This window comes from Acidimicrobiales bacterium, from assembly GCA_022452035.1.
Taxonomy (GTDB): Bacteria; Actinomycetota; Acidimicrobiia; order Acidimicrobiales; family MedAcidi-G1; genus UBA9410.
Genome location: JAKURV010000004.1, coordinates 79,124 through 105,188, shown reverse-complemented (window position 1 = coordinate 105,188; position 26,065 = coordinate 79,124). Strand labels below are relative to the sequence as shown.

General features: G+C 66.5%; 21 protein-coding genes and 1 tRNA gene. 11 read left to right on the top strand and 11 right to left on the bottom strand.

Annotated elements, in window-relative coordinates:
- The 4 genes from MK181_02960 to lepA all read right to left on the bottom strand — a co-directional run.
- Window positions 1-583, bottom strand: a 583-nt coding sequence (locus tag MK181_02960) for a 16S rRNA (uracil(1498)-N(3))-methyltransferase (protein ID MCH2418752.1), incomplete at its 3' end; no start/stop codon positions are given.
- Entirely contained in the window at window positions 580-1,686 is a 1,107-nt protein-coding gene (gene dnaJ, locus MK181_02955; protein MCH2418751.1) for a molecular chaperone DnaJ, read from the bottom strand. The genes dnaJ and MK181_02960, both read right to left, overlap by 4 nt.
- Window positions 1,687-1,689: 3 nt before the next feature.
- Window positions 1,690-2,718, bottom strand: a complete 1,029-nt coding sequence (gene hrcA, locus MK181_02950; protein MCH2418750.1) for a heat-inducible transcriptional repressor HrcA — start codon at window positions 2,716-2,718, stop codon at window positions 1,690-1,692.
- Window positions 2,719-2,757: 39 nt separating this feature from the next.
- The gene (gene lepA, locus MK181_02945) at window positions 2,758-4,542 is read right to left on the bottom strand and encodes a translation elongation factor 4 (protein MCH2418749.1); all 1,785 of its coding nucleotides are present in this window, start codon (window positions 4,540-4,542) and stop codon (window positions 2,758-2,760) included.
- 187 nt (window positions 4,543-4,729) lie between these two features.
- Here lepA and rpsT point away from each other — a divergent pair, with 187 nt between their 5' ends.
- Window positions 4,730-4,990: a 30S ribosomal protein S20 gene (rpsT, locus tag MK181_02940; protein MCH2418748.1), complete on the top strand. Its 261-nt coding sequence runs from the start codon at window positions 4,730-4,732 to the stop codon at window positions 4,988-4,990.
- 36 nt (window positions 4,991-5,026) lie between these two features.
- Here rpsT and holA read toward each other — a convergent pair whose 3' ends face one another.
- From holA to MK181_02925, 3 genes are all read right to left on the bottom strand, one after another.
- Complete coding sequence (holA, locus tag MK181_02935; GenBank protein MCH2418747.1) at window positions 5,027-6,040, bottom strand: DNA polymerase III subunit delta; 1,014 nt, start codon at window positions 6,038-6,040, stop codon at window positions 5,027-5,029.
- Window positions 6,037-6,894 (bottom strand): dihydropteroate synthase, encoded by an 858-nt coding sequence (folP, locus tag MK181_02930; protein ID MCH2418746.1) that lies wholly within the window; start codon window positions 6,892-6,894, stop codon window positions 6,037-6,039. Before folP ends, holA begins: the two co-directional genes overlap by 4 nt.
- A gap of 180 nt (window positions 6,895-7,074) precedes the next feature.
- On the bottom strand, window positions 7,075-7,776 hold the full coding sequence (locus tag MK181_02925) for a tetratricopeptide repeat protein (GenBank protein MCH2418745.1): 702 nt from the start codon (window positions 7,774-7,776) through the stop codon (window positions 7,075-7,077).
- A gap of 51 nt (window positions 7,777-7,827) precedes the next feature.
- Here MK181_02925 and MK181_02920 point away from each other — a divergent pair, with 51 nt between their 5' ends.
- Window positions 7,828-8,862: a phosphotransferase family protein gene (locus MK181_02920; protein ID MCH2418744.1), complete on the top strand. Its 1,035-nt coding sequence runs from the start codon at window positions 7,828-7,830 to the stop codon at window positions 8,860-8,862.
- Between the two features lie 2 nt (window positions 8,863-8,864).
- Complete coding sequence (locus MK181_02915; protein ID MCH2418743.1) at window positions 8,865-9,731, top strand: PAC2 family protein; 867 nt, start codon at window positions 8,865-8,867, stop codon at window positions 9,729-9,731.
- 15 nt (window positions 9,732-9,746) lie between these two features.
- Here MK181_02915 and leuS read toward each other — a convergent pair whose 3' ends face one another.
- Window positions 9,747-12,221, bottom strand: coding sequence for a leucine--tRNA ligase (gene leuS, locus MK181_02910; GenBank protein ID MCH2418742.1), 2,475 nt, complete (start codon window positions 12,219-12,221; stop codon window positions 9,747-9,749).
- Window positions 12,222-12,319: 98 nt separating this feature from the next.
- On the opposite strand from leuS, the gene MK181_02905 reads away from it, so the two are divergent.
- Window positions 12,320-12,392, top strand: a tRNA-Ala gene (locus MK181_02905).
- A gap of 346 nt (window positions 12,393-12,738) precedes the next feature.
- Here the strand turns inward: MK181_02905 and MK181_02900 are convergent.
- The gene (locus tag MK181_02900; GenBank protein ID MCH2418741.1) at window positions 12,739-13,851 is read right to left on the bottom strand and encodes a mandelate racemase/muconate lactonizing enzyme family protein; all 1,113 of its coding nucleotides are present in this window, start codon (window positions 13,849-13,851) and stop codon (window positions 12,739-12,741) included.
- Window positions 13,852-13,929: 78 nt separating this feature from the next.
- Window positions 13,930-16,347: an FAD-dependent oxidoreductase gene (locus tag MK181_02895; GenBank protein ID MCH2418740.1), complete on the bottom strand. Its 2,418-nt coding sequence runs from the start codon at window positions 16,345-16,347 to the stop codon at window positions 13,930-13,932.
- 86 nt (window positions 16,348-16,433) lie between these two features.
- Between MK181_02895 and MK181_02890 the strand changes: the two genes are divergently transcribed.
- The 7 genes from MK181_02890 to MK181_02860 are packed head-to-tail and all read left to right on the top strand — an operon-like array spanning window position 16,434 to window position 23,706.
- Window positions 16,434-17,333 carry a MurR/RpiR family transcriptional regulator gene (locus MK181_02890; protein ID MCH2418739.1) on the top strand — a complete coding sequence of 300 codons (900 nt, stop codon included), beginning with the start codon at window positions 16,434-16,436 and terminating at the stop codon, window positions 17,331-17,333.
- 4 nt (window positions 17,334-17,337) lie between these two features.
- Window positions 17,338-18,444, top strand: a complete 1,107-nt coding sequence (locus MK181_02885) for an aminotransferase class I/II-fold pyridoxal phosphate-dependent enzyme (GenBank protein MCH2418738.1) — start codon at window positions 17,338-17,340, stop codon at window positions 18,442-18,444.
- 44 nt (window positions 18,445-18,488) lie between these two features.
- Window positions 18,489-19,544 carry an aromatic ring-hydroxylating dioxygenase subunit alpha gene (locus tag MK181_02880; protein MCH2418737.1) on the top strand — a complete coding sequence of 352 codons (1,056 nt, stop codon included), beginning with the start codon at window positions 18,489-18,491 and terminating at the stop codon, window positions 19,542-19,544.
- A complete protein-coding gene (locus MK181_02875; protein ID MCH2418736.1) occupies window positions 19,541-20,920 on the top strand; it encodes an MmgE/PrpD family protein in 1,380 nt (459 codons plus the stop codon). Before MK181_02880 ends, MK181_02875 begins: the two co-directional genes overlap by 4 nt.
- On the top strand, window positions 20,914-21,708 hold the full coding sequence (locus MK181_02870) for a hypothetical protein (protein ID MCH2418735.1): 795 nt from the start codon (window positions 20,914-20,916) through the stop codon (window positions 21,706-21,708). Before MK181_02875 ends, MK181_02870 begins: the two co-directional genes overlap by 7 nt.
- A complete protein-coding gene (locus tag MK181_02865) occupies window positions 21,709-22,440 on the top strand; it encodes a hypothetical protein (protein ID MCH2418734.1) in 732 nt (243 codons plus the stop codon).
- Between the two features lie 6 nt (window positions 22,441-22,446).
- The gene (locus MK181_02860; protein MCH2418733.1) at window positions 22,447-23,706 is read left to right on the top strand and encodes a Coenzyme F420 hydrogenase/dehydrogenase, beta subunit C-terminal domain; all 1,260 of its coding nucleotides are present in this window, start codon (window positions 22,447-22,449) and stop codon (window positions 23,704-23,706) included.
- 195 nt (window positions 23,707-23,901) lie between these two features.
- On the opposite strand, the gene MK181_02855 is transcribed toward MK181_02860, so the two are convergent.
- Window positions 23,902-26,064 (bottom strand): heavy metal translocating P-type ATPase, encoded by a 2,163-nt coding sequence (locus tag MK181_02855; protein ID MCH2418732.1) that lies wholly within the window; start codon window positions 26,062-26,064, stop codon window positions 23,902-23,904.
- Window position 26,065: the final 1 nt, after the last annotated feature.

Sequence of the window (26,065 nt, the reverse complement as noted above, 5' to 3'; positions counted from 1 at the left end):
GTCGCCTTCCTCGAAGCTCTTCGGGCGTCCAACCACCTTCCGGGCCCACCAGAAGCACGTCCACGTCGGCGTCTAGCACTTCCCCGCCCGGATCAGCCATCGCAGCATCCAACAGGGACTCCACCGGGGCCACCGGGGCGACCTCGGGCAGCCTCGCCCGTCGTGACTGCATACCGGCTTCCCGGGCAACCCGAACCATCCGCTCGTACTGTGAGGCAACTTTGGCCTCGTCCCATCGCACCACGGAACGTTCCGCAGCCAGCGGAAGGATGCGATCCACGCCCAGCTCGGTCAGCTTCTGGACCACTAACTCCGGTCGTCCCCCCTTGATTAGGGCGAAGCCTACGGCCACCGTCCGCGAGGCCGCCGGGACCTCAACCACCTCGCCGTCGATCCGGAGGTCGGAACCGAAGCGGGCCGGGCGCCAGCGGCCCAGTCCGTCTCCGACGGTCAGCGAGTCACCGTCGCGGAGGCGAAGCACCCGGGCTAGGTGGTGGCGGTCCTCGTCGGCGAGGGCTGGCTCATCGAGGTCTTCGACGTAGGCGTGGGGACCGCCCTGACCATCGGGCAGCGCACCGGTCATCGGAAAGCTGAGCGGATCCTGGACAGCAGGCCATCACCTGGTTCGGCCACCGCCTCACCGCGTTCGGCGGCCAGGGAACGCAGGATCTCCTCTTCCTCGGCGGTCAAGTCGATGGGGGTGTCCACCACCACCTCGACCACGAGATCGCCGCGACCACGTCCCTGGAGGTGGGGGACGCCATGGTCTCGGAAACGGAACCGTTCACCGCCCTGTGTCCCGGCGGGGATCCGGAGTATCTCGGTCCCATCTAGCGTCTTGTAGTCCAGTTCCACGCCGAGTGCCGCCTGGGTTACCGGCAGGTGCAACCGATGCATGAGGTCACTGCCATGGCGCTCGAACACGGCGTGGGGACGGATCCTCACGTGCACGTAAAGGTCGCCGGCCGGGCCGCCACGCGGCCCCACCGCCCCTCGACCGCTAAGCCGCAGAGTCGTACCCTCGTCGACCCCGGCCCGAACGTTGACGGTGAACGACTGCTCCTCTACCCGGCGACCCTCGCCCCGGCACGCACCACAGGGGTCCGAGATGACCTCTCCTCGCCCACCACAGGTCGGACACGACGTGGTGGTCACCATCTGGCCCAGCAGTGACTGGCGGACCCGTTGGACGTGGCCAGTACCCGAGCAGCCTCCGCACCGCTCTACCGAGGTACCGGGTGCCGAACCAGTGGCCTCGCAGTCTGCGCACGCCACGGCCGTCCGGACCGTGATCTCCTCCTCAGAGCCGAACACGGCGTCCTCCAGCTCAACCTCGATCGTCGTCTGGAGGTCCTCGCCAGTCGTCGGACCCGATCGGCGCCCTCCGGCCCCGCCAAAGCCACCGCCGAAGAACGACTCGAAAATGTCGCCGATGCCCCCGAAGGGATCACCGGTCATTCCGGTCGATGGTCCGTCGTGGCCGAACCGGTCGTAGTTTCGGCGGCGGTCCGGATCGGAGAGCACCTCGTAGGCGGCGGCTACTGACTTGAACTCGGCTTCCGCTCCCTCATCGCCCTGGTTGGCATCGGGGTGGTGCTGGCGGGCCAGGCGCCGGTAGGCCCGCTTCACTGCCTCCGGGCTGGCGTCCGGGGAAACGCCCAGGACCTCGTAGTGGTCTCGCGTCACCGATCAGCCCTCGGTAAGACGATCGCCGAGACGGCGTCCCACCACGGCCACTGTGGCCAGGGCCTGCGTGTAGTCCATGCGGGTCGGTCCGAGCACCCCGATCGAGCCCGCCGTCTGGCCCTCAATCTCGTAAGGCGCCACGACCACGGAACAGTCCGTCAGCGGCTCCAGCCCGGTCTCAGTTCCGATGGCCACGCTCAAACCCCGGTCAATTACGTCACGGACCAGGCTGACCACCACGAACTGGCGTTCCAAGATGTCCAACACCTCGCGAACTCTCTCAACCTCGCCAAAGGCCGCCGCCACCTGGGCCCGGCCACCCACCCAAGCCCGTTCGACCCGCGCCGACCGCTCGGCCAGGATGTCTGACACCGTTTCGAGTACGGCGTCTACTGCTGGTTCGCCGGTCACCGGTGCTCGGTCGACGGCCTGTAGCCGGCGGCCGATGAGTGCTCCGGAGAGGTGGGCGGCCGCCACCGCCAGGGTGGCCTCCGAAGGGTCGGCGGCCTCCTCGTCCAGTTCCAGGGTGTGTTTCTCAACCGTGCCGTTGGCCATGACCAGTACCAAGAGGGCCAGATCCCGGGTCAGGCCGACTACCTGGACCGAACGAACCTCCTGCTGGTCACGGTCGGGGGCAAGGACCACGGCCGCGCTCCCCGTCAGGTCAGCCAACAGGTTGCTGGTCTCCGCCAGCATCTGCTCCATCTCCCGGTGCGACCGACGGAAGAACGCCTGCACCTGCTCCCGGTCGGCGGCGTCCAGGGTGCCCGGGCCGTCGATCCGATCCACGAAGAATCGGTAGGCCTTCTCGGTTGGCACCCGGCCCGCCGAGGTATGGGGCTGCATCAGGTACCCCTGCTCCTCGAGGTTGGCCAACTCGTTGCGGACAGTGGCCGAGGAGACGTCGATCTCATGCGAGCCGGCGATCCGGGCCGAGCCCACCGGCAGTGCCGTCTTGATGTACTCCTCGACGACGGCGCTCAGGATGGTCGCCTTGCGGTCCTCCAACACGGAGCAGATGCTATCGGCCACCCCCCGGACCATCGGCTGCCGTGCCCCGGCAGCCGATGGTCAGTCGTAGAGTTTGAGTGCCGAGATGAAGGCCTCCTGGGGCACGTCGACCCGTCCGATGGACTTCATCTTCTTCTTACCCTCTTTCTGCTTCTCTAGCAGCTTGCGCTTTCGGGTGATGTCGCCTCCGTAGAGTTTGGCCGTTACGTCCTTTCGGAACGCCCGGACCGTCGCCCGGGAGATGACCCGTCCCCCAATAGCCGCCTGAATGGGCACCTCGAACTGCTGGCGCGGGATGAGCTCCTTAAGTTTGGTTGTCATCTTTCGCCCGTAGACCTCGGCCGCAGATCGGTGGACCACCGTCGAGAAGGCGTCCACCGGATCGCCGTGGAGCAGGATGTCCACCCGAACCAGGTCCGACTCGCGGTAGCCCTCGGGCTCGTAGTCCAGGCTGGCGTAGCCCTGGGTGCGGCTCTTCATCTGATCAAAGAAGTCAATGACCACCTCAGCCAGAGGAAGGTGGTACTTGAGTTCAACTCGCTCGGGCGACAAGTAAGACAGGCCCTCCAAGTCACCCCGTCGCTCCTGGCAGAGTTCCATGAGTGTGCCCGTGAAGTCGGTAGGCGTAATGATGGCGGCCAGAAGGAATGGCTCCTCGATGCGGGCCATCTCGGTCGTCGACGGTAGGTCACACGGGTTGTCGATCTCCAGCCGCTCACCCGATGTCGTAGTTACCCGGTACACCACCGACGGGGCGGTGGTGATGAGGCTGAGATCGAACTCCCGCTCCAGACGCTCGCGAACGATCTCCATGTGAAGTAGCCCCAGAAAGCCACACCGGAAGCCGAACCCGAGCGCCCCAGAGGTCTCGGGTTCATAGGTGAAGCTGGAGTCGTTTAGGCGGAGTTTCTCTAAGGCCTCTCGGAGATCATTGAACTCGTCGCCATCGATCGGGTAGAGCCCGCTGAACACCATGGGCTGGGGTTCCCGGTAGCCCTCCAGCGGTGAGTCGGCACCGTGTCGGCTGGTAGTCACCGTCTCTCCGGACCGGGCCTCGGCCACGTCCTTGATGCCGGCCAGCAGGTACCCCACCTCGCCGGGGCCGAGGCCGTCCACCGGCGTCATGTCCGGGCGACGCACCCCAATCTCATCGACCTCATGGACCGCCCCAGCCTGCATGAAGCGCAGCGAAGCCGTCCTATCCAAGTGGCCGTTCACCACCCGGATGGACGACACCACCCCGCGGTACTGGTCAAAGTGGCTGTCAAAGACCAGGGCCTGGAGTGGAGCGCTGGGGTCCCCGACTGGTGGCGAGGTCCGCTCCACCACGGCGTCCAGTAGCTCGGCCACCCCCTCGCCCGTCTTGGCACTGATGTGAAGAATATCCTCGGCAGTAATGCCGAGGACCTTCTCAATCTCCTCGGCGTACCGGTCGGGCTCGGCGGCCGGTAGGTCGATCTTGTTCAACGCAGCCACGATCTCTAAGTCGTTCTCAAGCGCTAAGTAGCAGTTGGCCAGGGTCTGGGCCTCGATCCCCTGGGCGGCGTCCACGACCAGGATTACCCCCTCGCAGGCGGCCAGCGACCGGCTTACCTCGTAGCCGAAGTCCACGTGGCCGGGGGTGTCGATCAGGTTTATTACCGTGTCTTTCCAGTCCAGGCGAACGCTCTGGAGCTTGATGGTGATGCCCCGTTCCCGCTCCAAGTCCATGGAGTCCAGGTACTGGGCCCGCATCTCGCGCGGATCGACAGCACCGCAGAGCTCCAACATCCGATCGGCGAGCGTGGACTTGCCGTGATCGATGTGGGCGATGATTGAGGTGTTGCGCAGCCGCGAGAGGTCCATCCCGCCGCTGACGGTACCGGCGGGGGCCGTCTCCACGGTGGCCCCGGGCACCCAGCCCCGCCTAACGCGCCGCTGGGCAGGCATCACGTCGGCCAAGAACCATTCCAAGGACGCCACCGGTAACATGGTGTGCCGTGCCGGTTCCCAACCGGACCAAACGTCCACCGACCCAGAGGGACCATCCCCCGTGGCCAACATCAAGAGCCAGATCAAGCGCAACCGTCAGACAGAAAAGCGCCGGCTGCGCAACCGTTCTGTGCGTGCCGAGTTGAAGACCCGTATCCGAAGCGCTGTCGAGGCCGCTGAGTCGGGCGAGAACGTGGCCGAGGCCACCGCAGTCGCCATGAAGCGGATCGACAGGGCCGGCGATCGTCGGATCCTGCACCCCAACGCCGCCGCCCGTCGCAAGTCGCGACTCCAGAAACGCCTTAACGGCCTTTCCGGCTGATCCCCGACGGCCGCTCCGGCCGTCACCCTCTCTGGCTCAGCGCCGGGCCAGGCTCGCCAACCGGGCCACCAACACCTCAACCACCAATTCTGGCGGCCAGGCCGAACGTCCCCGCAAGTCCAGATCGGCGGCCGCTATCAGTCGAATCGCCCGGGCCACCCTCCCCGGGCCTATGCGGCGACTGATCTGCAGCGCCTTCTTGGCTGGGAAACCTTTGATCCCTAACACGTCGGCGACCTCCACCTCATTACGAACATCCGCCCCGTCGAGGCGTAGCAGCCGACCGAAGTGCCCGTGCAGCGACGCCATCACGGCCAGAGGATGCCGCCCACCGGCGTCCAGCATCCTGGCTAGGCAGTCCAGAGACTTTGGGACGTCACCGGCGTCGATGGCGTCCGTCAGATCCCACGGCGCCACGTCGCCCCCCGTGCCCAGGAACGGTTCCACGTCGGACACCCCCACGGCCGCACCGATCCCGAACACCGCAGCCAGCGTGTCCAGCAGGGGCACGATCCGGGCCCGATCCTCGCCCAGACGTCGGACCACCAGGTTCCTGGCCGGTCGGTCCAACTCAACGGCAGCAATGTCCAGCCGATCCTCCAACCACCGATCGGCGTCTCGCCCCCGACCCGTCCCGCACCTACGGACCTCGCCCCCGGCACCGGCCACCGCCTCGGCCAGCGATGCGGGCAGCGGGTTGAGCCGGGACTGGGCCGGCATGCTCCCCTTCTCCCAGACGACGACCAATGAGGTGCTATCCAACGGGGCGTCCAGGTAGGCGACGAGGGGGGCCACTGCGTCCTTCGTCCCGAAGCGGCCCACGTGGCGTCCGACTACCACCCGTCGACCGGTGAGAAACGGCGGTGTCTGGGCGGCGTCCACCAGGCGCGCGATCTCGAAGCCATCCTCAAGGCGGTACTCCTCCTCAGTCAACTCCTCGAGGGCCAGAGCACGATCCTCGCCGCCCAGAGCTTCCTCTACGGCCCCCCGGAGGGCTTCAGTGACCAAGGCATCATCATCTCCCACGATGACCACGATGGGTCGGCTCACGCCATTTCTCCCGTCGGTAATTTCTCGGTGGCCAACAGCGCTTCCAGGACATCGGCTACCCGCCGACCGCCTCGTACGTCGTGGGCCCGGATGATCCGGCACCCGAGGGCGATTCCCAACGCATGGGCAGCCCACGATGGTTCCCGTCGGTCGTCGACCGCGGCCCCGGTTATCTCACCGAGAAAGCCCTTATTGGACGCCGATAGAAACACCGGTCGCCCGAGGGACGTCAAGTCCTCGGAACTCCGAAGCAAGAGGGCCGACATGTCCGGGGTCTTTCCCAGGTCGAGGCCGGCGTCGATCATGATCCGCTCGTCGGGGATTCCCGCTGCTTGGGCCATGGCGACTCGTTCGGCAAGGAAGCCTCGGACCTCAAGCACCACGTTGTCGTAGCGCGGGGTCGGGTCAGGAATGCGCGGCCCAATCCGGACGTGGGTAGCCACCACCGAAGCTCCGACTCGGGCGCAAGCAGGCAAAAAGGTCGGGTCGGCGAACCCGCTGATGTCGTTACCCACGCAGGCTCCGACGGCCAACGCCTCGGCAACCACCGAACCCCGGAACGTGTCCACCGCGACTGGTAGGTCGAACCGAGCTCGCAGCGCCTCCACCGCCGGAACCACCCGGTCCAGCTCCTCGGCCTCCGTGACTTCCGGCCCGGGGCCGGCCTTGGATCCACCCACGTCAAGAAGATCAGCCCCGTTGGCCACGTGTCGGTCAGCCAACCGGAGAAAGTCGTCAAAGTCCCAGAAGCGTCCCCGGTCCCAGAAGGAGTCGGGGGTCCGGTTGAGGATCCCCATAACCAGGGTGCGGGTCGAGCAGTCGTACCGGTGGTCGGCTCCCAGCTCGACGATCACCCGGTCGACGGTACACGCGGGGTCGGACTGTCGGTGACTGAAGCAGTCACAGGTGACCCAGTTCCCACAGCACCGGCCAGGTTGTCCCACCGACCCGGAACCGACTCGCCCTCAGGGGCCGCGACACTTCCGTGGAAGACGTGGATCGGCGGTCGAAAGGGCCGCCAGGTCAGATCGGGATCAGAACAGGGTCGAAGTCAGGCGCCGACGCCACTCGGCGGTGCGCGGGTCGTCAGGACCCAGCACCTCGAGGAGGTCTACAAAGCGCTGTCGGGCCTCGTCGTCGTCCTTCACGGCTAAAAGCAGCTCGCCGAGGGTTGTCTCGACGTCCTCCACTGGCTCAACTCGTGCCATGGCGGCGATCCGTCGTGTCTCGGCCGACTCAGGGATCCGCTCCAACAGCTTGAGGGCGGCTTCCCGGTCGCCCTCGCCGGAGCGTTCGACCAGGAGGAGGGCTAGGGCGGTGACCGCCTCCACGTTGTCATTCTCGATAGCTAGGGCGGCAATCAGCGATGCTTCGTCACCAGCGGCCACCAGGCGCTCCATCTCGGAGACCTCTTCGGTGGGCAGTAGGCCCTCCACGAACGCCCGGACGGCTTCTTCGCCCTGCGCTCCGACAAAACTCCCGGCGACCTGTCCATCAACCAAACCGAACACGGCGGGAATGGACTGAACCTGGAACGCCTGGGCCACCCCTGGGTTCTTGTCGATGTCCACCTTGGCCAGAACTACCTGACCACCTGTCTCGCCGACCACCTTCTCCAGGATCGGCCCCAGGGCGGTGCACGGGCCGCACCACTCGGCCCACAGGTCGACCACGACTGGAACCTGGCGGGACCGGTCAATGACCTCGGTCTGGAAGGTTGCGTCGGTGACGTCCATGGAGGTCAGGGTAGGCAGCCTGTCGTGCGCCTCCACTACCGTCCCGGGGCGATGGCCGACACCGCGGGGATCAACCACGACAACCTGCTCCGGTGGTTCGACGGGCGAGTTGGGGGAATCGACGGTGACCTGCATTTTGAGTTGATCACCGGTGGGCGCTCCAACCTGACCTTCTCCGTGTCGGATGACCACGACCGGCGGTGGGTCCTCCGGCGACCCCCCATGGGCCACGTTCTGGCCACCGCCCACGACATGGCCCGCGAGTACCGGATCATCAACGCCCTTGCCGACAGCAACGTCCCCGTCCCGTCAGTGGTCGGCCTGTGTGAGGACGACCAGATCACTGGTGCGCCCTTTTACGTCATGGACTTCGTCCTTGGCCTGGTAGTGCGTACGGTGGAAGACGCCGCCTTGGTCCCAGTCGATGTCCGCCGGCGCATGGGTGTAGCCCTCGTAGAGGTCCTAGCCCGTCTCCACGATGTTGACCTGGAAATCGTCGGCCTGTCAGACCTGGGTCGCCACGACGGTTACGTAGAGCGCCAGCTGAAGCGATGGCGGACCCAGTTCGAGCGATCCACCACCCGTGACCTGCCTCAGGTGTTGGAGACCCACGAGATGCTGGCCGCCCGGGTTCCGGCCCAGCAGGGAGCAGGGATCGTGCACGGCGACTACCGGCTTGACAATTGCGTGATGTCGGCCGCCGGCGAGGTGGCGGCTGTCCTGGACTGGGAGCTGTGCACCACCGGCGACGTACTGGCCGACGTGGCCGGCATGGTGGCCTACGCCGATAGCCGAGCCACCGGCGGGCAGCTACCCCCTACGTCGATCGAGGGGTTCCCGACCACCGACGAGGTGCGCTCCCTCTATGAGGCCCACGGAACACGGGACCTGGCCGAGTTGGACTACTACCTGGCCTTCGCCTACTGGCGGATCGCCTGCATCGTGGAGGGGGTCTACTCGAGGTACGCAGCGGGCGTGATGGGCGACCAGGACGATCCCCGGCTGGTGGAGGCCTTTGGCCAGAGGGTGGTCGACCTTGCCGATCTGGCCCACGAGATGGCTTCCCGGCTGCCGGCGGGAACCTGACCGTGGCTGACCGTCCTCTCTTCGAGATCCTGGAGACTCCCGTCCTGGACGGACCGGTCCTGCTGCTGGCCCTGGACGGCTGGATCGACGCCGCCGGCGCTGCAGCAGAGGCACGCCAGCGTCTACTGGAGGGTGACCCGGGGCGTCGGATCGCCCGCTTTGACACCGACCGTCTACTCGATCACCGGGCCCGGCGCCCCACCCTCCACCTGGTGGACGGCGTGAGCCGCCGTATGGAGTGGCCGACTCTCGAACTGTTCCTTCTTGAGTCCACCACCGAAACCGACGTGTTGGTCCTGCACGGTCCGGAGCCCGACCACGAGTGGCGGGGCTTCGCCGAGGCCGTGGTCGACCTATGTCGCCAGTTCGGTGTCCAGATGGTGGTCGGCCTCGGCGCCTATCCGGCTGCCGTCCCCCACACTCGTCCAACCCGCCTGTCGTGTACGGCCGGCAGTGCCGACCTGACCGAACGTCTGGACTTTGTGACGGCCACCGTCGAGGTTCCTGCCGGGGCCCAGGCCGTGATCGAGATGGAGGCCAGCCGGGCCGGTATCTCAGCGATTGGCCTGTGGGCTCAGGTTCCTCACTACCTTTCGGCTACCTCGTATCCGCCGGCCGCCCTAGCGCTGCTTGCCGGCCTGGCACATCTCTCGGGGGCCACAGTCGACGAGGGCCCGCTATCTGAAGCTTCCCTCGCCACCCGGGCTCGGTTGGATGATCTAGTGGCCCGTAACCCGGAGCACGTGACGATGCTGGAGAGGCTGGAGGCGGCCTACGACGACCTCCACGACGTCCGGGGTCAACTGCCCGACGGCGACCAACTGGCGGCCGAGCTAGAGAGGTTCCTCCGCAGCCACGACGACGGCTAGACCGTTAACGGCCGCTCAAACGACGACGTTGACCAGGCGAGGCGGCCGGGTGATGACTTTCCGGGGCTCTACACCGGCCAGGGCGGCCTGGACCCGTTCGGAGGCCAGGGCGGCGGCTTCGGCACCCGCCTCATCCAGGTCAGCCGAAACCTCCACCCGATCGCGGACCTTGCCGTTTACCTGGATCACCATGGTGACCATGTCATCGATCAGCTTGGCCGGGTCGGCCTCGGGCCACGATTCCAGGTGCACATGGCCTCCTCGCCGTGTCTCCCACAGTTCGGCACACAAGTGGGGAGCGGCCGGAGCCATGACCTGAAGCAGGGCGTCTACCGCGGCATCCAGGGTCGCGGCGTGCGGACCGTCGTCAGTCTGCACGTACCGGTAGAGCGTGTTAGTGAACTCCATGAAGCCGGCAACAGCCGTGTTGTATGACCATCGGTCGTACTCGTCGGTGATGCGGGCCACCAGCCGGTGGGTGGTCCGGTCAATCTCCGTGTCGGCCTCGGTGGTCTCACCGGTCCTCGCCTCGGCGAACAGGTCCGAACCGGGCACAGCTAGGCGCCAAACTCGGGCCAGAAACTTGGCGCACCCGTCGATCCCGAAGTCTTCCCAGTCCACGTCCTCCTGCGGGGGCTTGACCTGGAGGTGGGCCAGGCGAAGGGCATCGGCCCCCTGGTCGTCGAGGATCTCCTCGGGGGCGACGAGGTTGCCTCTCGACTTGGACATCTTGGTGCCGCCGAGGCGGATCATCCCCTGGGTGAAAAGCCGTTGGAATGGTTCTCGAAGCCCTTCAGGGGCCACGCCGACGTCGGCCAGGGCCTTGGTAAAGAAGCGGGCGTACATGAGATGGAGGATGGCGTGCTCCACGCCTCCGATGTACTGGTCAACGGGCAACCAGCGGGCTGCCGCGTCGGGCGAGAAGGGCGCCTCGTCATTCCACGGATCGGCGAACCGGAGGAAGTACCAGGACGAGTCCACGAAGGTGTCCATGGTGTCGGTCTCGCGACGAGCCGGACCCCCGCAGGCCGGACATGAGGCGTTCAGGAAGCCCTCGTGGGTGGTCAGCGGTGACTGTCCGGTGGGCATGAACTCAACGTCGTCAGGCAGGTCTACCGGAAGCTGGCCGACGGGCACCGGCTGCTCACCGCAGTCATCGCAGTAGACGATGGGGATCGGACAGCCCCAGTACCGCTGGCGGGACAGCAACCAGTCTCGCAGGCGGTAATTGACTTTCCGGACGCCGTGCCCCCCAGCCTCCAGCCAGTCGATGGCCGCCACCTTGGCCTCGGCCACCTCCAGGCCGTTTAGGAACGACGAGTTGATGGCCGGCCCCTCGCCGACGTAGGCCTCGCCGTCAAAGTCGTCGGGTGGTTGGACGGTGCGGATGATCTCGCAGCCGTGCGCAACGGCGAAGTCCCAGTCGCGCTGGTCCTCGCCGGGTACGGCCATGATGGCCCCCGTCCCGTAGGTCATGAGCACGTAGTCGGCCAGGAAGACCGGAATGGCCTGCCCGGTGAACGGGTTCACGACCCGGCACCCGGTGGCCACGCCGCGCTTGTCCAGCGAACCCTCGGTGGAAAGCCGGTCGATCTCAGACCGGCCGGCCACCGAGGCCCGGAAGGCGTCGACGGTGGCCCTCTCGTTGTCGGTAGTCAACTCGTCGACCCGGGGATGCTCGGGTGAGATGACGGCGAACGTCATGCCGAACGACGTGTCGGGCCGAGTCGTGAAGACGGCCAGCGGCGCCACATCCTCTCGGGCTGATCCGTCGGCGTTGGATACAGGTAGGCCAAACTCGGCTCCCTCCGACCGTCCGATCCAGTGGCGCTGCATGACTTTGACCTTCTCGGGCCAGTCGACGTTGTCCATATCGTCAAGGAGTTGCTGGGCGTAGGCGGTAATCCGGTAGAACCACTGCTCCATGTCTCGCTGCTCAACGGGGTCGCCAGAACGTTCGCAGGTCCCGTCGCCCAGGACCTGCTCATTGGCCAGCACTGTCTGGCAGCCTGGACACCAGTTGACAGGCGCGTTGTCGCGGTAGACGAGGCCCGCCTCGTAGAACTTCAAGAAGATCCACTGTGTCCACCGGATGTACGTGGGGTCGTGGCTCTTCACCGCCCGGCGCCAGTCGTAGACGGCACCGATCCGCCGCAACGAGTCCGAGAGGGCCTCAACGTTGGCGTCGGTGTGGATTCGGGGGTGAGTACCGGTTTGGATGGCCGCGTTCTCGGCCGGCAGCCCGAAGGAGTCGAACCCGATGGGCGACAGCACACCATCTCCCCGCATGGTGCGGTAGCGGACCAGGAGGTCGCCCATCGTGTAGTTCCGCACGTGACCCATGTGGGCCGGACCGCTCGGGTACGGATACATCGAGAGCACGTAGAAGGGCGGGCGGGCGTCGTCGTTGTCGACCTGATAGGTGCCCTCGTCGGACCACCGCTGCTGCCAGCGGGCCTCGATGCTCTGGGGGTCGTAGCGCTCGGACATCGCCGTTGAGGCTACGACGGGGGCGCTGTAGTCCGGTGCCCGGATACCCGATGGCCGAGTCGAGTCCCAATGGGCCGCTGGTAGATTGTCGGCTCCCCGGGGCTATAGCTCAGTTGGCAGAGCGCTTCCATGGCATGGAAGAGGTCGAGGGTTCAATTCCCTCTAGCTCCACTTGACGCCGCAGGTCAACGACCTGCGGTGCTCTCGTTTTCAGTACAAACACTCTCTGGGAGCAACGCTGGGAGCAACGCACAAGCCCCTACCCCATCGTTAACTCGACCCTGTCTGAGAAAGAGGGGGTAGGCGACATTCGCCAACTGCCACTGGTCCGGTAGATCACAGAAATCTGTCCGGAGTGTCCGTCTGGACCGCTAGCGCCCGTGGATTCAACGATGTGTGTCTGACGGATACGCCTGTGTCCGTGTGGTGATGTGCATTCTGTGCAACGAAGTGTGCAACGAATGCCTAGGTGAAACAGTTCTTCGGTCCCATCCGAGTAGGTGACCGAGGGGGCTATTCACCGGTCGGCCTCAAAGATGGCCAGCGATTGGCCGAGCGCGGCCTGGTCGGGAACCGCACCGATGCCTGGGGAGTCCGGGGCGGTAGCCGTACCCCCGTCGTTGGCCACACCTCCCTCCACCGGGTTGTCAGTCAGGTGGCCGACACACAGCCAGGTGGCCCGACGCAACGGCTCAGGAGTCGCCTGGGCCAGATGTACCGTCGCGCTGGCCGATAGGGCGGTACCCCCGGTGTCCTCGATGTTCATCCGGATCCCCGCTGCCGCCGCCACGTCCCGGATGCGACGGGCCGGAGTGATCCCTCCCACTCTGCCGACCTTCAGACCGACCACCTCGCAGGCCCGGTCGCCGACCGCCCGGATCATGTCATCGACGGTGACGAGCGACTCGTCGATAGCCAGGGGCTGGCCGACCGCGGCCCGCACTGCCAGATGTTGCCCGTAGGTCTCGCAGGGCTGCTCCACCACTCGGAGAATCTCCCGGGTGGTGTTCAGCGCGGTGATTGCCTCGGCGGGAGTCCAGGAGCGATTGACGTCAAAAGTGAGTTCCTCGCCTGGGACCATGGCTGCGTCGAGGGTCCGTATGCGTTCAACGTCAGCTTCTACATCGGCGCCGATCTTGGCCGAGTGAAATGTGTAGCCCTCGGCCCTAGCCAAGTCGATCTCGGCCAGGAGTTCGTCGGGGGTGCCTGATGGTATGGACGAGTGGAGCCGCACTGAGCCATCTGTCCTCCCGCCCAGCAGATCACAGAGCGGGAGGCCAGCCGCCTGGGCGGCAAGATCCCAGCAGGCCATGTCGATGGCGGACTTCACGTAGCCGTGACCGGGTAGAGCCAGGTCCATGGCTCTGTAGACGACGTCGGTACGACGGGGGTCTAGTCCTAGAACGGTGGGAGCCAGTTCAGCCACGCCGGCTCGGATTCCACCGGCGAAGGCCGGCAGGTAGGTGGACCCCCATGGACATCCTTCGCCCCAGCCGACGAGCCCCTCGTCGGTGTCAAGCCGCAAGATGGTGGAGTCAAGGCGCTCGAAGTGGAGTCGCCCGCCCGATAGCGAGTAAGGCCGCTTCAGGGGAAGGTCCAGCCCCCACATCGTGATCCGGGTGATCCTCAAATCACACCCCCTGGTCGTCTCACCCCGGCCTGAACTATCCCCAACTCTGGAGCCGGCCGATTCCGGGCCGATCCGCCCCTAGCTCCGGAGCCGTTCGTTTCCGGGATCGTAGGCGGCCTCGGCGAGCACCCGGGCCGGGTACCGGTCGCCAAGAATCATGACCTCCAGGTCGGTGCCAGGCACAGCGTCGTCGGGTGACACGAAGGCGAAGGCGTACACCCTGCCGGTGGTGTAGCCGTAACCGCCTGACGAGGTGAGGCCCACGGCCCGGTCGCCACGAAACACCCCTTCACCGCCGATGCACTCGGCGATGTCGCACTCGACCTCCAGGTATGCCGACGCCCAGCGGCGGGACTGCTCGTCGCGGGCTAGCAGGGCGTCCCGGCCGACGAAGTCTCCCTTGTCACGCTTGATAAAGAACCCGAGGCCGGCCTCGACAGGGTCGACGTCGTGGGTCATGTCCCGCGAGGTGCGGTAGCCCTTCTCCATGCGCAGGCAGTTGACAGCGTGGTGGCCGGCGTTGGCGACCCCGATGTCGGTACCAGCGGCCCACAGACCGTCATACAGGGTGCCCATGTCGGCCAGCGGGGCATGAAGCTCCCAGCCCAACTCGCCGACAAAGCCCACCCGCAGGGCCCGCACCTCCACCCCGCACACGATGATCTGCTGAGCGGTCAGCCACGGGAAGGCCCTGTTGGACACGTCAGTAGCGGTGCATCGAGCCAGCAGGTCGCGGGCCGACGGCCCGACCACCGACAGCACACCGAAGGCCTCGGACACTGTGGTCAGGATGGCGTCGAGCCCGGTCGGCCAGTGGGTGGTCATGTACTCGCGGTCCTTTAGCTCCCCCACCGCAGCCGACACGAGGTAGAAGTGGTCGTCGGCCAAGCGGGTCACCGTCATCTCGCTCTCGACCCGTCCGGTTGGGGTGAGGAAGTAGTTGAGGCCGATGCGGCCTACCTTCGGGAGCCGGTTGGCGCACAGCCCGTCCAGTACCTCGAAGGCGTCCGGACCCATCAGGTCGAACTTGGCGAACGCTGTCATGTCGAGCAGCGCGACCCCCTCCCGCACGGCCCGAACCTCCTCCCGCACCGGCTCAAACCAGCGCACGTGCCGGAACCCGACATCGTCCTCGACGGGTAGTCCGGCGGCCCCCGGATACCACTTAGGGCGCTCCCAGCCGTACACCTGGGTGAACACGGCGCCCAGCTCAGCCTGGCGTTCGTAGGCCGGCGTGGCCTTCAAGGGGCGGAGATGAGGGTGCTCGAGGCCCGGCACCGGCGTCTGGTGCCGGTACATGTAGTCCTCGACGCCCTTCTCCCGCCCGTAGTCGCCGTCGGGCACGAACCCGAACCGGCGCGGGTCGTAGCTCCGCACGCTGAGAACCGTCTCGCCATGCACCATCCAGCGGGCTAGCTCCCGGCCCAGCCCGGGGCCGTCTGCCAGGCCGACCTGGGCGCCGCAAGCCATCCAGAAGTTGGGGATGCCCGACATGCCGAGCATGGCCTCGCCGTCCGGGGTGTGGGTGATGGCCCCTCGGATGGTCTGCTTGATGCCTCGGGGCTCGAGGCACGGCATGCACTCGAAGGCCCGCATGAGCCGGTCGCCGATGATGTCGTAGTCGATCGGGAACAGCGGGTTCTCGAGTTCCCACCCCGGCTGGTCATTCCAGGCCGCCTCGGCTCCGACCTGCTCGTAGATGCCGATGAGGCCCGACTCCTGTTCCTGGCGGATGTATCCCGAGAGGTAGTCGTCGCGCATGACCGGCAGCTCACGGTCAAGGGCGGTGATCTCAGGCACCGGCTCGGTGATGACATAGGCGTGAAGGGCGTTGGCCATCGGCACCCGCAGGCCGACCATGCGGGCCACCCGGTCGGCGTAGCAGCCGGCGGCGTTGACCACGTGCTCGCAGGTGACGGTGCCCTGTTCGGTTACGACGTCCCAGTCGCCGTCCGGGCGTCGGTTGATCTCGAGCACCCGGTTGCGGCGAGAGGTGGAGGCACCCCGGTTGCGGGCCCCGGTGAGCATGGCGTTGGTGGCGCCTGACGGGTCGACATGGCCGTCCCGGGGCGTCCAGATGGCGCCCACGACGTTCGACACGTCGTAGAGGGGGTGGTGCTCGGCGACCACTTCGGGGCCCACCCAGTCCATCTCGAGCCCGGCGTAGGCGCCGACCCCCAGTTGGCCCTTCAACCAGTCGACCTCGATGGGCTCGTAGGCCACCCGGAAGGAGCCTGATTCGTGCCACGAGGTAGCCACCCCGGTCTCGGCCTCGAGCGCTGCGTAGAGCTCAGTGGCGTACTTGCGCATGAAGGCCAGCGTGTAACTGGACACTGAGTGGGTGACCTGGCCGGCGGCGTGCCACGTGGAGCCGGACGTGAACTCGGCCTTCTCGATGAGTAGGGCATCGGTCCACCCCTCCTCGACGAGGTGGTAAAGGACACTGGCACCGACGATGCCACCACCGACGACGACGACCCGGGTGTGATCGGGCATGGACATGAGGGGACTCCCACGAAACGACTAACGAGATAGCGGACATTTGTCCGATTTTATTTCAATAATGGTACACTTGTACGATCATGAACGCGACGTCCATGGCCCCCGCACCGCTGTCGTCAAACGAGTTGCTGGACCGGCTGGCCGACGCCTACAACGACCTCACCCCCCAGGTCCGCCAGGCGGCCCGCCACATGCTCGACCGCCCCGAACAGGTCGCCGTGCTCTCGATGCGCCAGCTGGCCGAAGCGGCCGGCGTCAAGCCCAACACCCTGGTCCGCCTGGCCCGGGCCGTCGGCTTTGACGGCTACGAAGACCTACGCGATCCGTTCCGTCACGAGGTCACCGCCCCCGGAACCTCGTTCCCCGACAAGGCCCGCTGGCTCCAGACCCTGGCCGGCGCCGAGCACCACGGCGACCTGCTGGCCGATCTGGCCTCATCCAACCTGGGGATCGTCGAGCAGGTGTTCGAAGACCTCGACACCGTCGAACTCCAGACGGTGGCCGACACCATCCTCGCCGCCCCCCGCACCGGGGTCTTCGGCGTCGGCGCCCTGCTGCCCCTAGCCCGCCACTTCTGCTATGTCGGCTCCATGGCCGTCCCCGGGCTGTGGGCCCTCCCCACCAACGAGGGCCTGCCCATCGACGACATCGGCCGCATGGGCGCCGGCGACGTGCTTATCGCCATGACCTTCGCCCCGTACCGGGCCGAGATCGTCGAAGCCACCCGCCTGGCCCGTGCACGCGACATCACCGTGGTGACCGTCACCGACAGTCGCACCGCACCGCCGGCCCTCGACGCCGACCACGTGTTCACCACCCCCGCCGAGACCCCGCTGTTCTTCGCCAGCGTGCTGGGCGTCGTCGCCCTGCTCGAGACCCTGCTGGCGTTCATGGTGGCCGACAGCCGCACCGAGGCCGCCGAAGCCATCGATCAGTTCCACCAGCACCGACGCGCAGCCGGCGTGTACGTCGAGGAGTGACCCTATGGACCTCCACCTGGCCAACCCCAACCTGAAAAACCCCGAGTTCTACGTGCCCGGACTACCCGCCGACTGGGTGACCGCCCACTACGGGATCCCCGCCGACGAGGTCGCCAAGCTGGGCTCAGCCGAAAACCCGTTCGGCCCCTCCCCTAAGGCCGTGGCCTCAATCACCGCCGAGTTGGACAACGTCCACATGTACTCGCCGTGGACGGCCGAACCGCTGCGCGAGGCTCTGGCCGCCAAATACGGCTACGCCCCCGAAAACTTCGTGTGCGGCTCCGGCGAAACCGAAGTCATCGCCCTCATCATCCGGGCGTTCGCCGAACCAGGCGGCCAGGTGCTCATGACCCGGCCGTGCTTTCCGATATACCACCTGTTCGCCGAAGCCGAAGGCCGCCAGCCGGTGTACATCGACACACCCACCATGACCTGCGAGGTCGACGCCTACATCGACGCCATCGGACCCGACACCCGCATCGTGTTCGTCACCAACCCCCACTCGCCGTCGGGCACCTGGCTCGAAGAGGCCGACGTACGCCGCATCGTCGAGGCCGCCCCCCACGCCCTGGTGGCCCTCGACGAGGCATACGTGCACTACTCGGACACGCCCGGCTACATCCACCTGGCTGCCGAATACGACAACCTCATCGTGCTGCGCACCTTCTCCAAGGCGTTCGGCCTGGCCGGGCTGCGACTCGGTTTTGGTGTGGCCCACCCCAACCTGATCCCGCCGCTGCTGGCCGTCAAGCCCACCTGGAACGTGGGCCGACTCCAGATCGCCGGCGGGATCGCCGCCCTGACCGACGACGAGCACGTCGACCGCACCATTACCGCCATCCTCGAGGGCAAAGCCCACGCCACCGCCCGCTTCGCCGAACTGGACCGCTTCCGGCTGGTACCCGGCACCCGCTCCAACTTCATGCTCATCGAAATTCTCGACCCCGACACCGACTCCACACTGGTGTTCAAAGACCTGCTCGAACGAGGCGTCATCGTCAAGGACGGCTCGGTGTCCTTCCGGGGTCTCGAAAAGCGCTATCTACGCAGCGACATCAACCTCCCCCACCGGATGGACCACCTGGTGGACGCCCTAGCCGACCTGCCCTAGCCTGCGCCGGCTGTACCGCCCCTCTCACCGTCGAGGAGCCCCCATTGAGCGACCACCGCCGAGCTCTCTCCGGCGACTGGTACACCGACCCGGTCGTGTTCGCCGACGAACTGGACCGCATTTTCGCCCGCACCTGGCAGCTAGTCGGTCACATCGGCCAACTCACCGAACCCGGCGACTACCTCACCGCTACCGTCGGCGACCAGGGGGTGGCGGTGACCCGGCTGGCCGACGGCTCGCTGCACGCCATGTACAACGTGTGCCAGCACCGCGGCCACGAACTGTTGACCGACGATGCCGGCCACACCAGCAGCCTGACCTGCCCGTACCACGCCTGGAACTACGACCTCGACGGCCGCTTGCTGCACGCCCGTGGCGAGTCGGTCGGCGAGATCTGCGTGCCGCCGGTCCGGCTAGACACGCTCGGTGGCTTCCTGTGGGTCAACCTGGACGATGACGCAGCCAGCCTGTCCGACACCGTGCCCGACATCGAGGACGAGCTGCTGGCCGTGGCACCCAGCGCGGCCGGCCGCACCCTCACCCATCGGCGCACCCACCTGGTCAGCGCCAACTGGAAGCTGGCCGTCGAGAACTACAACGAGTGCTACCACTGCCCCAACGTGCACAAGTCGTTCACCAAGGGCGTCGTGTCCCCCGGCAGCTACCGCATCACCGGTCGCGGCCAGACCATCCGCCACAGCGCCGAAGCGCCGGCCAGCACCGGGTACGCCCTAGCCGAGGGAGGCCAGCCGTACGAATCGTTCTTCGTGTTCCCGGTGTCATCAATCCAGTGCTATCCCGGCGAGGTGCTCAACACCTTCCGGTGGGTACCCCTGGCCGTGGACCGCACCCTCTTAATCCGCGAGTGGTGGTTCGACGGCGATACCCCGACCGCTGAACAGGACGAGATCATCGACCTGGACTGGCGGACCACGGTCAGCGAAGACTTCTCAATCTTGGATTCCGTCCAACGGGGTCTGCGCAGTCGGGGCTACGTCCCCGGTCCGCTCATCGAACGTCCCGACGGCGTGGCCACCGTCCACTCCGAGGACGCCGTCCCCCACCTGCACGACCTGGTCCGCGCTGCGCTGGGACGATGACCGCTACCCGAGAACTGGGAGGCTTCCTCGCCGACCCGGCACTGCGGATCAGCGACGATCACATCGACCGTGCCGTCGACTGCCTAGTCGACACTCTGGGATGCATGGTGTTCGGAGCCGGCCAGCCGTGGAGCCAGCGGGCAGCCGCCCACGCCCGTCGTACTGGTGGTGACGGTGGTCCATGTCCGGTCGTCGGCTCAGGGTTCGCTACCTCGGCTCCGATGGCCGCCTTCGCCAACGGGGCGTCAGGCCACGCCTTCGAGTTGGACGACGTGCACGAGGAGGCCATCTCGCACCCCGGAGCGGTCGTCATCCCAGCAGTGCTCGCCATCGCCGCCGAAACCGGCGCCTCGGGGCTGGCCGTCCTGGAGGCGATCGTGGTTGGGTACGAAGCGATGGGACGAGCCGGCATCGCCGTTGGGCCGGCATCCCACATGCTGGCTGGCTACCACCCCACCGGCCAGTCCGGGGTGTTTGGTTCTGCCGCAGCGGTTGGACACCTCCTGGACTTCGGATCCGGGATGATGACTCACGCCCTGGGAATTGCCGCCACCTTCTCGTCGGGAACCACCGAGTTCAACCAGAGTGGAGGAGATACCAAGCGACTCCATGCCGGCAGGGCGGCGGAGGGCGGGTTAACGGCCGCCCTGCTGGCAGCCGACGGCTTCGACGGACCCGCTGACGGACTGGCCGGCAGATATGGGTTCTGTCGGATCTCGACAACCGAACCCGCTGTCAACCTCCTCACCGACAACCTCGGTGATCGGTGGATGATCGACGAGATCACCGTCAAGCCGTATGCGGCCTGCAGCGATATCCACCCGCTCATTGACGCGGCCCTCGAGATCCGCGGTCGGGGCGTCCGTGCCGACGACATCGCCGAGATCCACGCCGAGGTGCCGACCAAGGCCGCCGAGCAGAATTCCCAGGATGGAACCACCTCGGTGATGGCGTCCCAGTACAGCGGACCGTTCAACGTGGCGGCCGCCTTTCTGGCTGACCCGTCCGACCCGTCCACCTATACCGCCGAACGCATCGCCGATCCGGCGCTAGCCGACCTCCAAGCCCGGGTGGTCTCCATGGCCGCCGCCGAATGGTGCGATGCCAGCTACGCCTGGAAGATGGCCGGCGGCCTACGAGTGGTGTGCACGAACGGCACGGAGCACCACGTGCGGGTGTGCGGCCAGAGGGGCTCAATGCACCAGCCCCTCACCTCCGACGAGTTGGAGGCCAAGTTCCGGCTGCTGGTCGGCAACCGAATCGACGCCGACGCCATGATCGCCACCGCCCGCGACCTTCGCCATGCGCCGGACCTGACCAGCTTCTGGATGGCGCTCGCCAACAGCGGCAACGAACCCCAGGAGGACACGTGTTAACCACCGACATCACCCGCAAGCGCTACATCGGCTACTCGGGCTTCGTCACGACACCGCGCTATTTCGACGACGTGGTGCAGCAGTTCACGGCCGTCGCCCCCGAAGGGGTAGGCGCCATGCAACGGGCGCTTCACATCCCCGGCTACGAGTACCACCTCAACGACCGGACTCGCAATTTCGACCTACTGGACGAAGCGGCCACCTGTCTGGCCGAGTCGCATTGCCAAGTGATCGGCCAGGCCGGCAGCAACTGGGTGCACTGCACCGGTACGACGCCAGACCAGATCACCAGGTACTGCGACGACCTCAGCGAGCGGATCGGTGCCCGCTTCCTCATGGCTGGACACTGCATCGTCGAGGCACTACGCCACCTCGGGGCCAGGCGGATCGCTGTCAGTAACGCCTACTACCGAGACGACTGGAGGGACGGCATCAACCGCTATCTGGAACAGGCCGGATTCGAGATCCTGTCCAGCGGCCACATGCGCGACCAGGGCCTTTACGCCACCCTGGAAGAGCAGTTGGAGGTCGAGGACCAGACAGTGTGGGACCACCCGGACCGCGACGTCATGGAGAGCATCCGCCTAGCCCACGAGGCGGCCCGGGACGCCGACGTCGTGGTGCAAACCGGCGCCGGCTTCCGGACGGCACCTCATGTACCGGCTCTGGAAGCCATGTTCGATAAGCCGGTCGTGGCATCCGACAACGCCCTCTTCTGGGGAATGCTCCGCGAGCTCGACCTCGGGATCCCCGTCCGCGACCACGGCCTACTGCTCGGGACCCTCTGAATGCACACGATCCTCGCCCTGTGGGCGGTACCCCGCTCACGATCCACGGCCTTCGAGCAGATGATGCGCGAACGAAAGGACCACCACTGTCTCCACGAACCGTTCGGCGAGGCCTGGTACCTCGGCGAGGACCGGCGGTGCCCTCCGCAACGGGCGGGCGGACCGAAACCCGGGCTGACCTCGGCCTCGGTCTGGTCCGACCTCCGGGCGGCCGCCGAAACGGGGCCCGTGTTCGTCAAGGAGTTCCCGCACTACGTAACCCACATGGCCGACGACGACTTCCTCGACCACTTCAACCATTCCTTCCTAATCCGTGATCCGGCCAAGACCCTGCCCTCGATGTACGACAAGTGGCCGGACTTCGAGATCGCCGAGACAGGCTTCGCCGAGCAACGGTCCCTGTTCGACCGACTCACCGAACACCGGGGTACACCACCACCCGTCATCGACGCGGAGGACCTCATGGCCGACCCGGATGGCATCACCTCGGCGTGGTGTGACGCTGTCGGTATCCCGTTCCTGGCCGAGGCCCTGCACTGGGCGGCCCCCAGAGAGGAGGCCATGAGTTGGTACGACAGCGGTTCATGGCACGACAACCTGCGTACGTCCACCGGGCTCACCATCCAGCAGCGCGATTACGTATCGATCGACCACAACGACCTCCTGAGGCACGCCTACTCAACGTGTCGCCCCCACTACGAGGCGCTCTTTGCGCATCGTCTGATGGCCTGACCAGACATGCACCGGACTGCAAACAGCATCGCCGAGGTCGTCACCAGCGGCCTGTGCGTCGGCTGCGGCCTCTGCGAGACCGTGACCCAAGGCCGCATTCCCATGGTCATGACCCCAACGGGCAGTCTGCGGCCCACCCCGGCCGAACGGTTCTCGCCCGAAGAGGAGGCAGTGTTGCTGGCCGCCTGCCCGGGTGTGGTAGCCGCCCCACGCCAGACGCCCGACCTTGAAGCCGACCCGGTGTGGGGGGCCTTCTCGACAATGCGCTACGGGTGGGCCGGCGACCCGAAGGTCCGGTTCCGTGCGGCCACCGGAGGCGTGTTGACCGCCCTCGGCATGCACCTCATAGACACCGGAACCGTCGATACGGTGCTTCACGTCGGAGCCGACCCGAAATACCCGATGCGCAGCCACTGGGTGCTGAGCCAAACCGCCAAAGAGGTGCTCGCCAATACCGGATCCCGTTACGGACCGACTGCCCCACTAGCCGGCCTGGGCCCTGTCCTCGACCGGGCAGAGCCGTTCGCCGTCATCGCCAAGCCCTGTGACCTAGGAGCCCTTCACGCCCACGCGGCCTCCGACCCCCGGGTCGACGACCTGTGTGTGGCCCGACTGGCCCTGGTATGTGGCGGCCAGTCCCGTCTCGAGAAATCAGCCGATGTGCTCGCCGAAGTAGGTGTAGACGAGGATGAGGTATCTCTGTTCCGCTACCGCGGCCACGGAAACCCCGGACCCACCCGGGTCGAGACCACCGATGGCAGGTCGTTCGAAAGGACCTACCTCGAGATGTGGGAAGACGAGGCCGGCTGGAAGGTTGAGACCCGCTGCAAGTTCTGCCCCGACGCCCTTGGCGAAGCGGCCGACATAGCAGCCGCCGACGTCTGGCCCGGTGGGGCCCCAACGGGCGATGACGAGGGTTTCAACGGGATCATCGTCCGCACCCCTACTGGCGAGGCCCTAGTGCGGTCAGCAGTGGAAGCTGGCGCCCTGGTGCTCGGTAGGCCGATAGACCCCCGTGAGTTCGACGAGCTCCAACCCCACCAGGTCCGTAAGAAGGAGGCCCTAGCCTCGCGTTTCGCTGGCCTAGCCGAAGCCGGGATCCCGACAATCAACACCACCGGACTGCGGGTCGACCTCCTCGGTCGTCGTCTCAACCCAGAAGCCCGGCTCGCCGAGCAAGCGGGGACGCTCCGCCGGGCCACCGAAGGCCGGTTCACTGAACCACTGCCCGCCTCTCCAACCGATAGGCCCAACGACCACGCCTGACCTGCACACTGTTTGTCGGGCTGCCGAGATTTGAACTCGGGACCTTCGGTCCCCCAGATAGCCCTGGCCATCTGAGGCCCGACTGGCCAGAGGGGTTCAATCCGGTAGCCGCCGGAGTGATCACAGAGGACTGGACCCTTCCGAGAGCTCTGCTGGTCGATCCGTACCATCGATGGCATGGAAGAGGTCGAGGGTTCAATTCCCTCTAGCTCCACTTAGGACGACCTCTGCCTCGCGGTGGCCGGTGAACCGGTACAGCCGCAGCGAGTTAGCAACCACGAACACTGATGAGAACGACATCGCCCCTGCAGCGACCATGGGGCTGAGAAAGCCGGCGGCGGCCAGCGGAACGGCGGCCACGTTGTACGCGAAGGCCCAGAAAAGGTTGCCCTTGATGGTGGCCAGCGTGCTGCGGGCCAGGGCGATGGCGTCCACCACTACCCGCAAGTCACCGGATACCACGGTCAGGTCCGAGGCCTCGATGGCCACGTCGGTCCCGGTGCCCACGGCAATACCTAGGTCTGCCCGGGCTAGGGCCGGTGCGTCGTTGATCCCGTCCCCCACCATGGCCACCACCGATCCGGCCTCCTGGAGGCTCCGAACCTCGGCCTCCTTGCCGTCGGGCAACACCCCGGCCACCACTCGGTCGATGCCGACAGCCGTCGCCACCGTCTGTGCTGTGCGCTCATTGTCGCCAGTCAGCAACGTCACCTCTAGGCCCAATGCGCGGAGCCCGGCCACCGCCTCGGCGCTAGTGGAACGGAGTTCGTCGGCCACCACCAGGACGCCGTGGGCCGTCTCGTCCCAACCGACCACCACAGCGGTGTGTCCAGCATTCTCGGCGTCGTCGAGGGCCTGGTCCAGGTCGGTAGGCACATCGGCAAAGAGCAGACGGCGGCCGACTAGCACAACCCGGTCGTCGACCATGGCCCGCACACCGAGGCCCGGGAGGTTCTCGAAGCCTTCAATCGGGTCGTGGTCAGCAACGGCGGCAGCTACTGCGATGGCCACAGGATGCTCAGAGGCCGCCTCCACCGAAGCGGCACGACGCAACACAACGTCGGGATCAGTCCCCGATGCCGCCACCACCGATTCGAGATACATGCGCCCCTCGGTGACCGTGCCTGTCTTGTCCAAGACGACGTGGTCGATCCGACGGGTGGCTTCCAACACTTCGCCTCCCTTCACGATCACCCCAAGCTGGGCGCCCCGACCGGTACCCACCATGATCGCCGTGGGCGTAGCGAGACCGAGGGCGCACGGACAGGCGATGACGAGGACGGCGACGGCCGCCGTGAACGCCTCCCCCGCCGAGCCATCGGCTAACAGCCAGATGGCCACGGTAGCTAAGGCCACAACGAGGATGGTCGGGACGAACACGGCCGAGATGCGGTCGGCTAGTCGCTGAATGGGGGCCGTCGAGCCCTGGGCCCGCTCGACCAGCCGCATGATCTGGGCTAGGACAGTCTCCGGGCCCACACGGACGGCTTCGATGGTCAGGGCGCCGTTCCCGTTGATGGTGGCACCAACCACCTCGTCACCTACGCCCACCACTACGGGCATCGGCTCCCCGGTAATCATCGAGGCGTCCACGGTGGACGATCCATCCAGTACCCGGCCGTCCACCGGGACTTTCTCGCCGGGGCGAACTACCAGCCGCATGCCGACCCGGACATCATCGACGGGTACCAGAGTGCCGTCCTTGCGGCGGGCCTCCCTCACACTCAGGCCAGCCAGTGCCCGGAGGGCGTCTCCGGAACGACGACGGGCCCGAGCCTCCAACCATCGACCGAACAGGATTAGGGCCACGATGACGGCCGCCGTCTCGAAGTAGATGTGGCCGCGCCCCAGAACCAGCGCGATAACCGACCAGGCCCAGGCGGCCACCGTTCCCATCGAGACCAGGGTGTCCATGGTGGTTGCCCGGTGGCGGAGGTTGTGGATGGCTACCCGGTGGAACGGCCACCCGACCCCCCACACGACCGGTGTGGCCAAAAAGCCGATCACCCACTCGATACCCGGAAAGTCCAGCGCCGAGACCATGGAGAGCAAGACAACGGGAACGGTGAGGGCGCCGGCCAGGATGAGCCGCCGGTTAGAACCGTCCACCTCGCGGTCGTCCACCACCCCCTCCGACAACGGCTCGACTACCACCTTGTATCCGAGTCTCTGAACGGCCTTATCAAAGGCCCCAAGGTCCACCTTCTCCGGGTGGTAGGAGATGGTCGCCCGCTCCGTGGCGAAGTTGACCTGGGCATCGGCCACCCCATCTAGCTCCGACAATCCACGACCGATCCGGGCCGCACACCCGGCACAGGTCATTCCGTCGATTGGAAGGTCGATCGTCCTCGTCGTCACC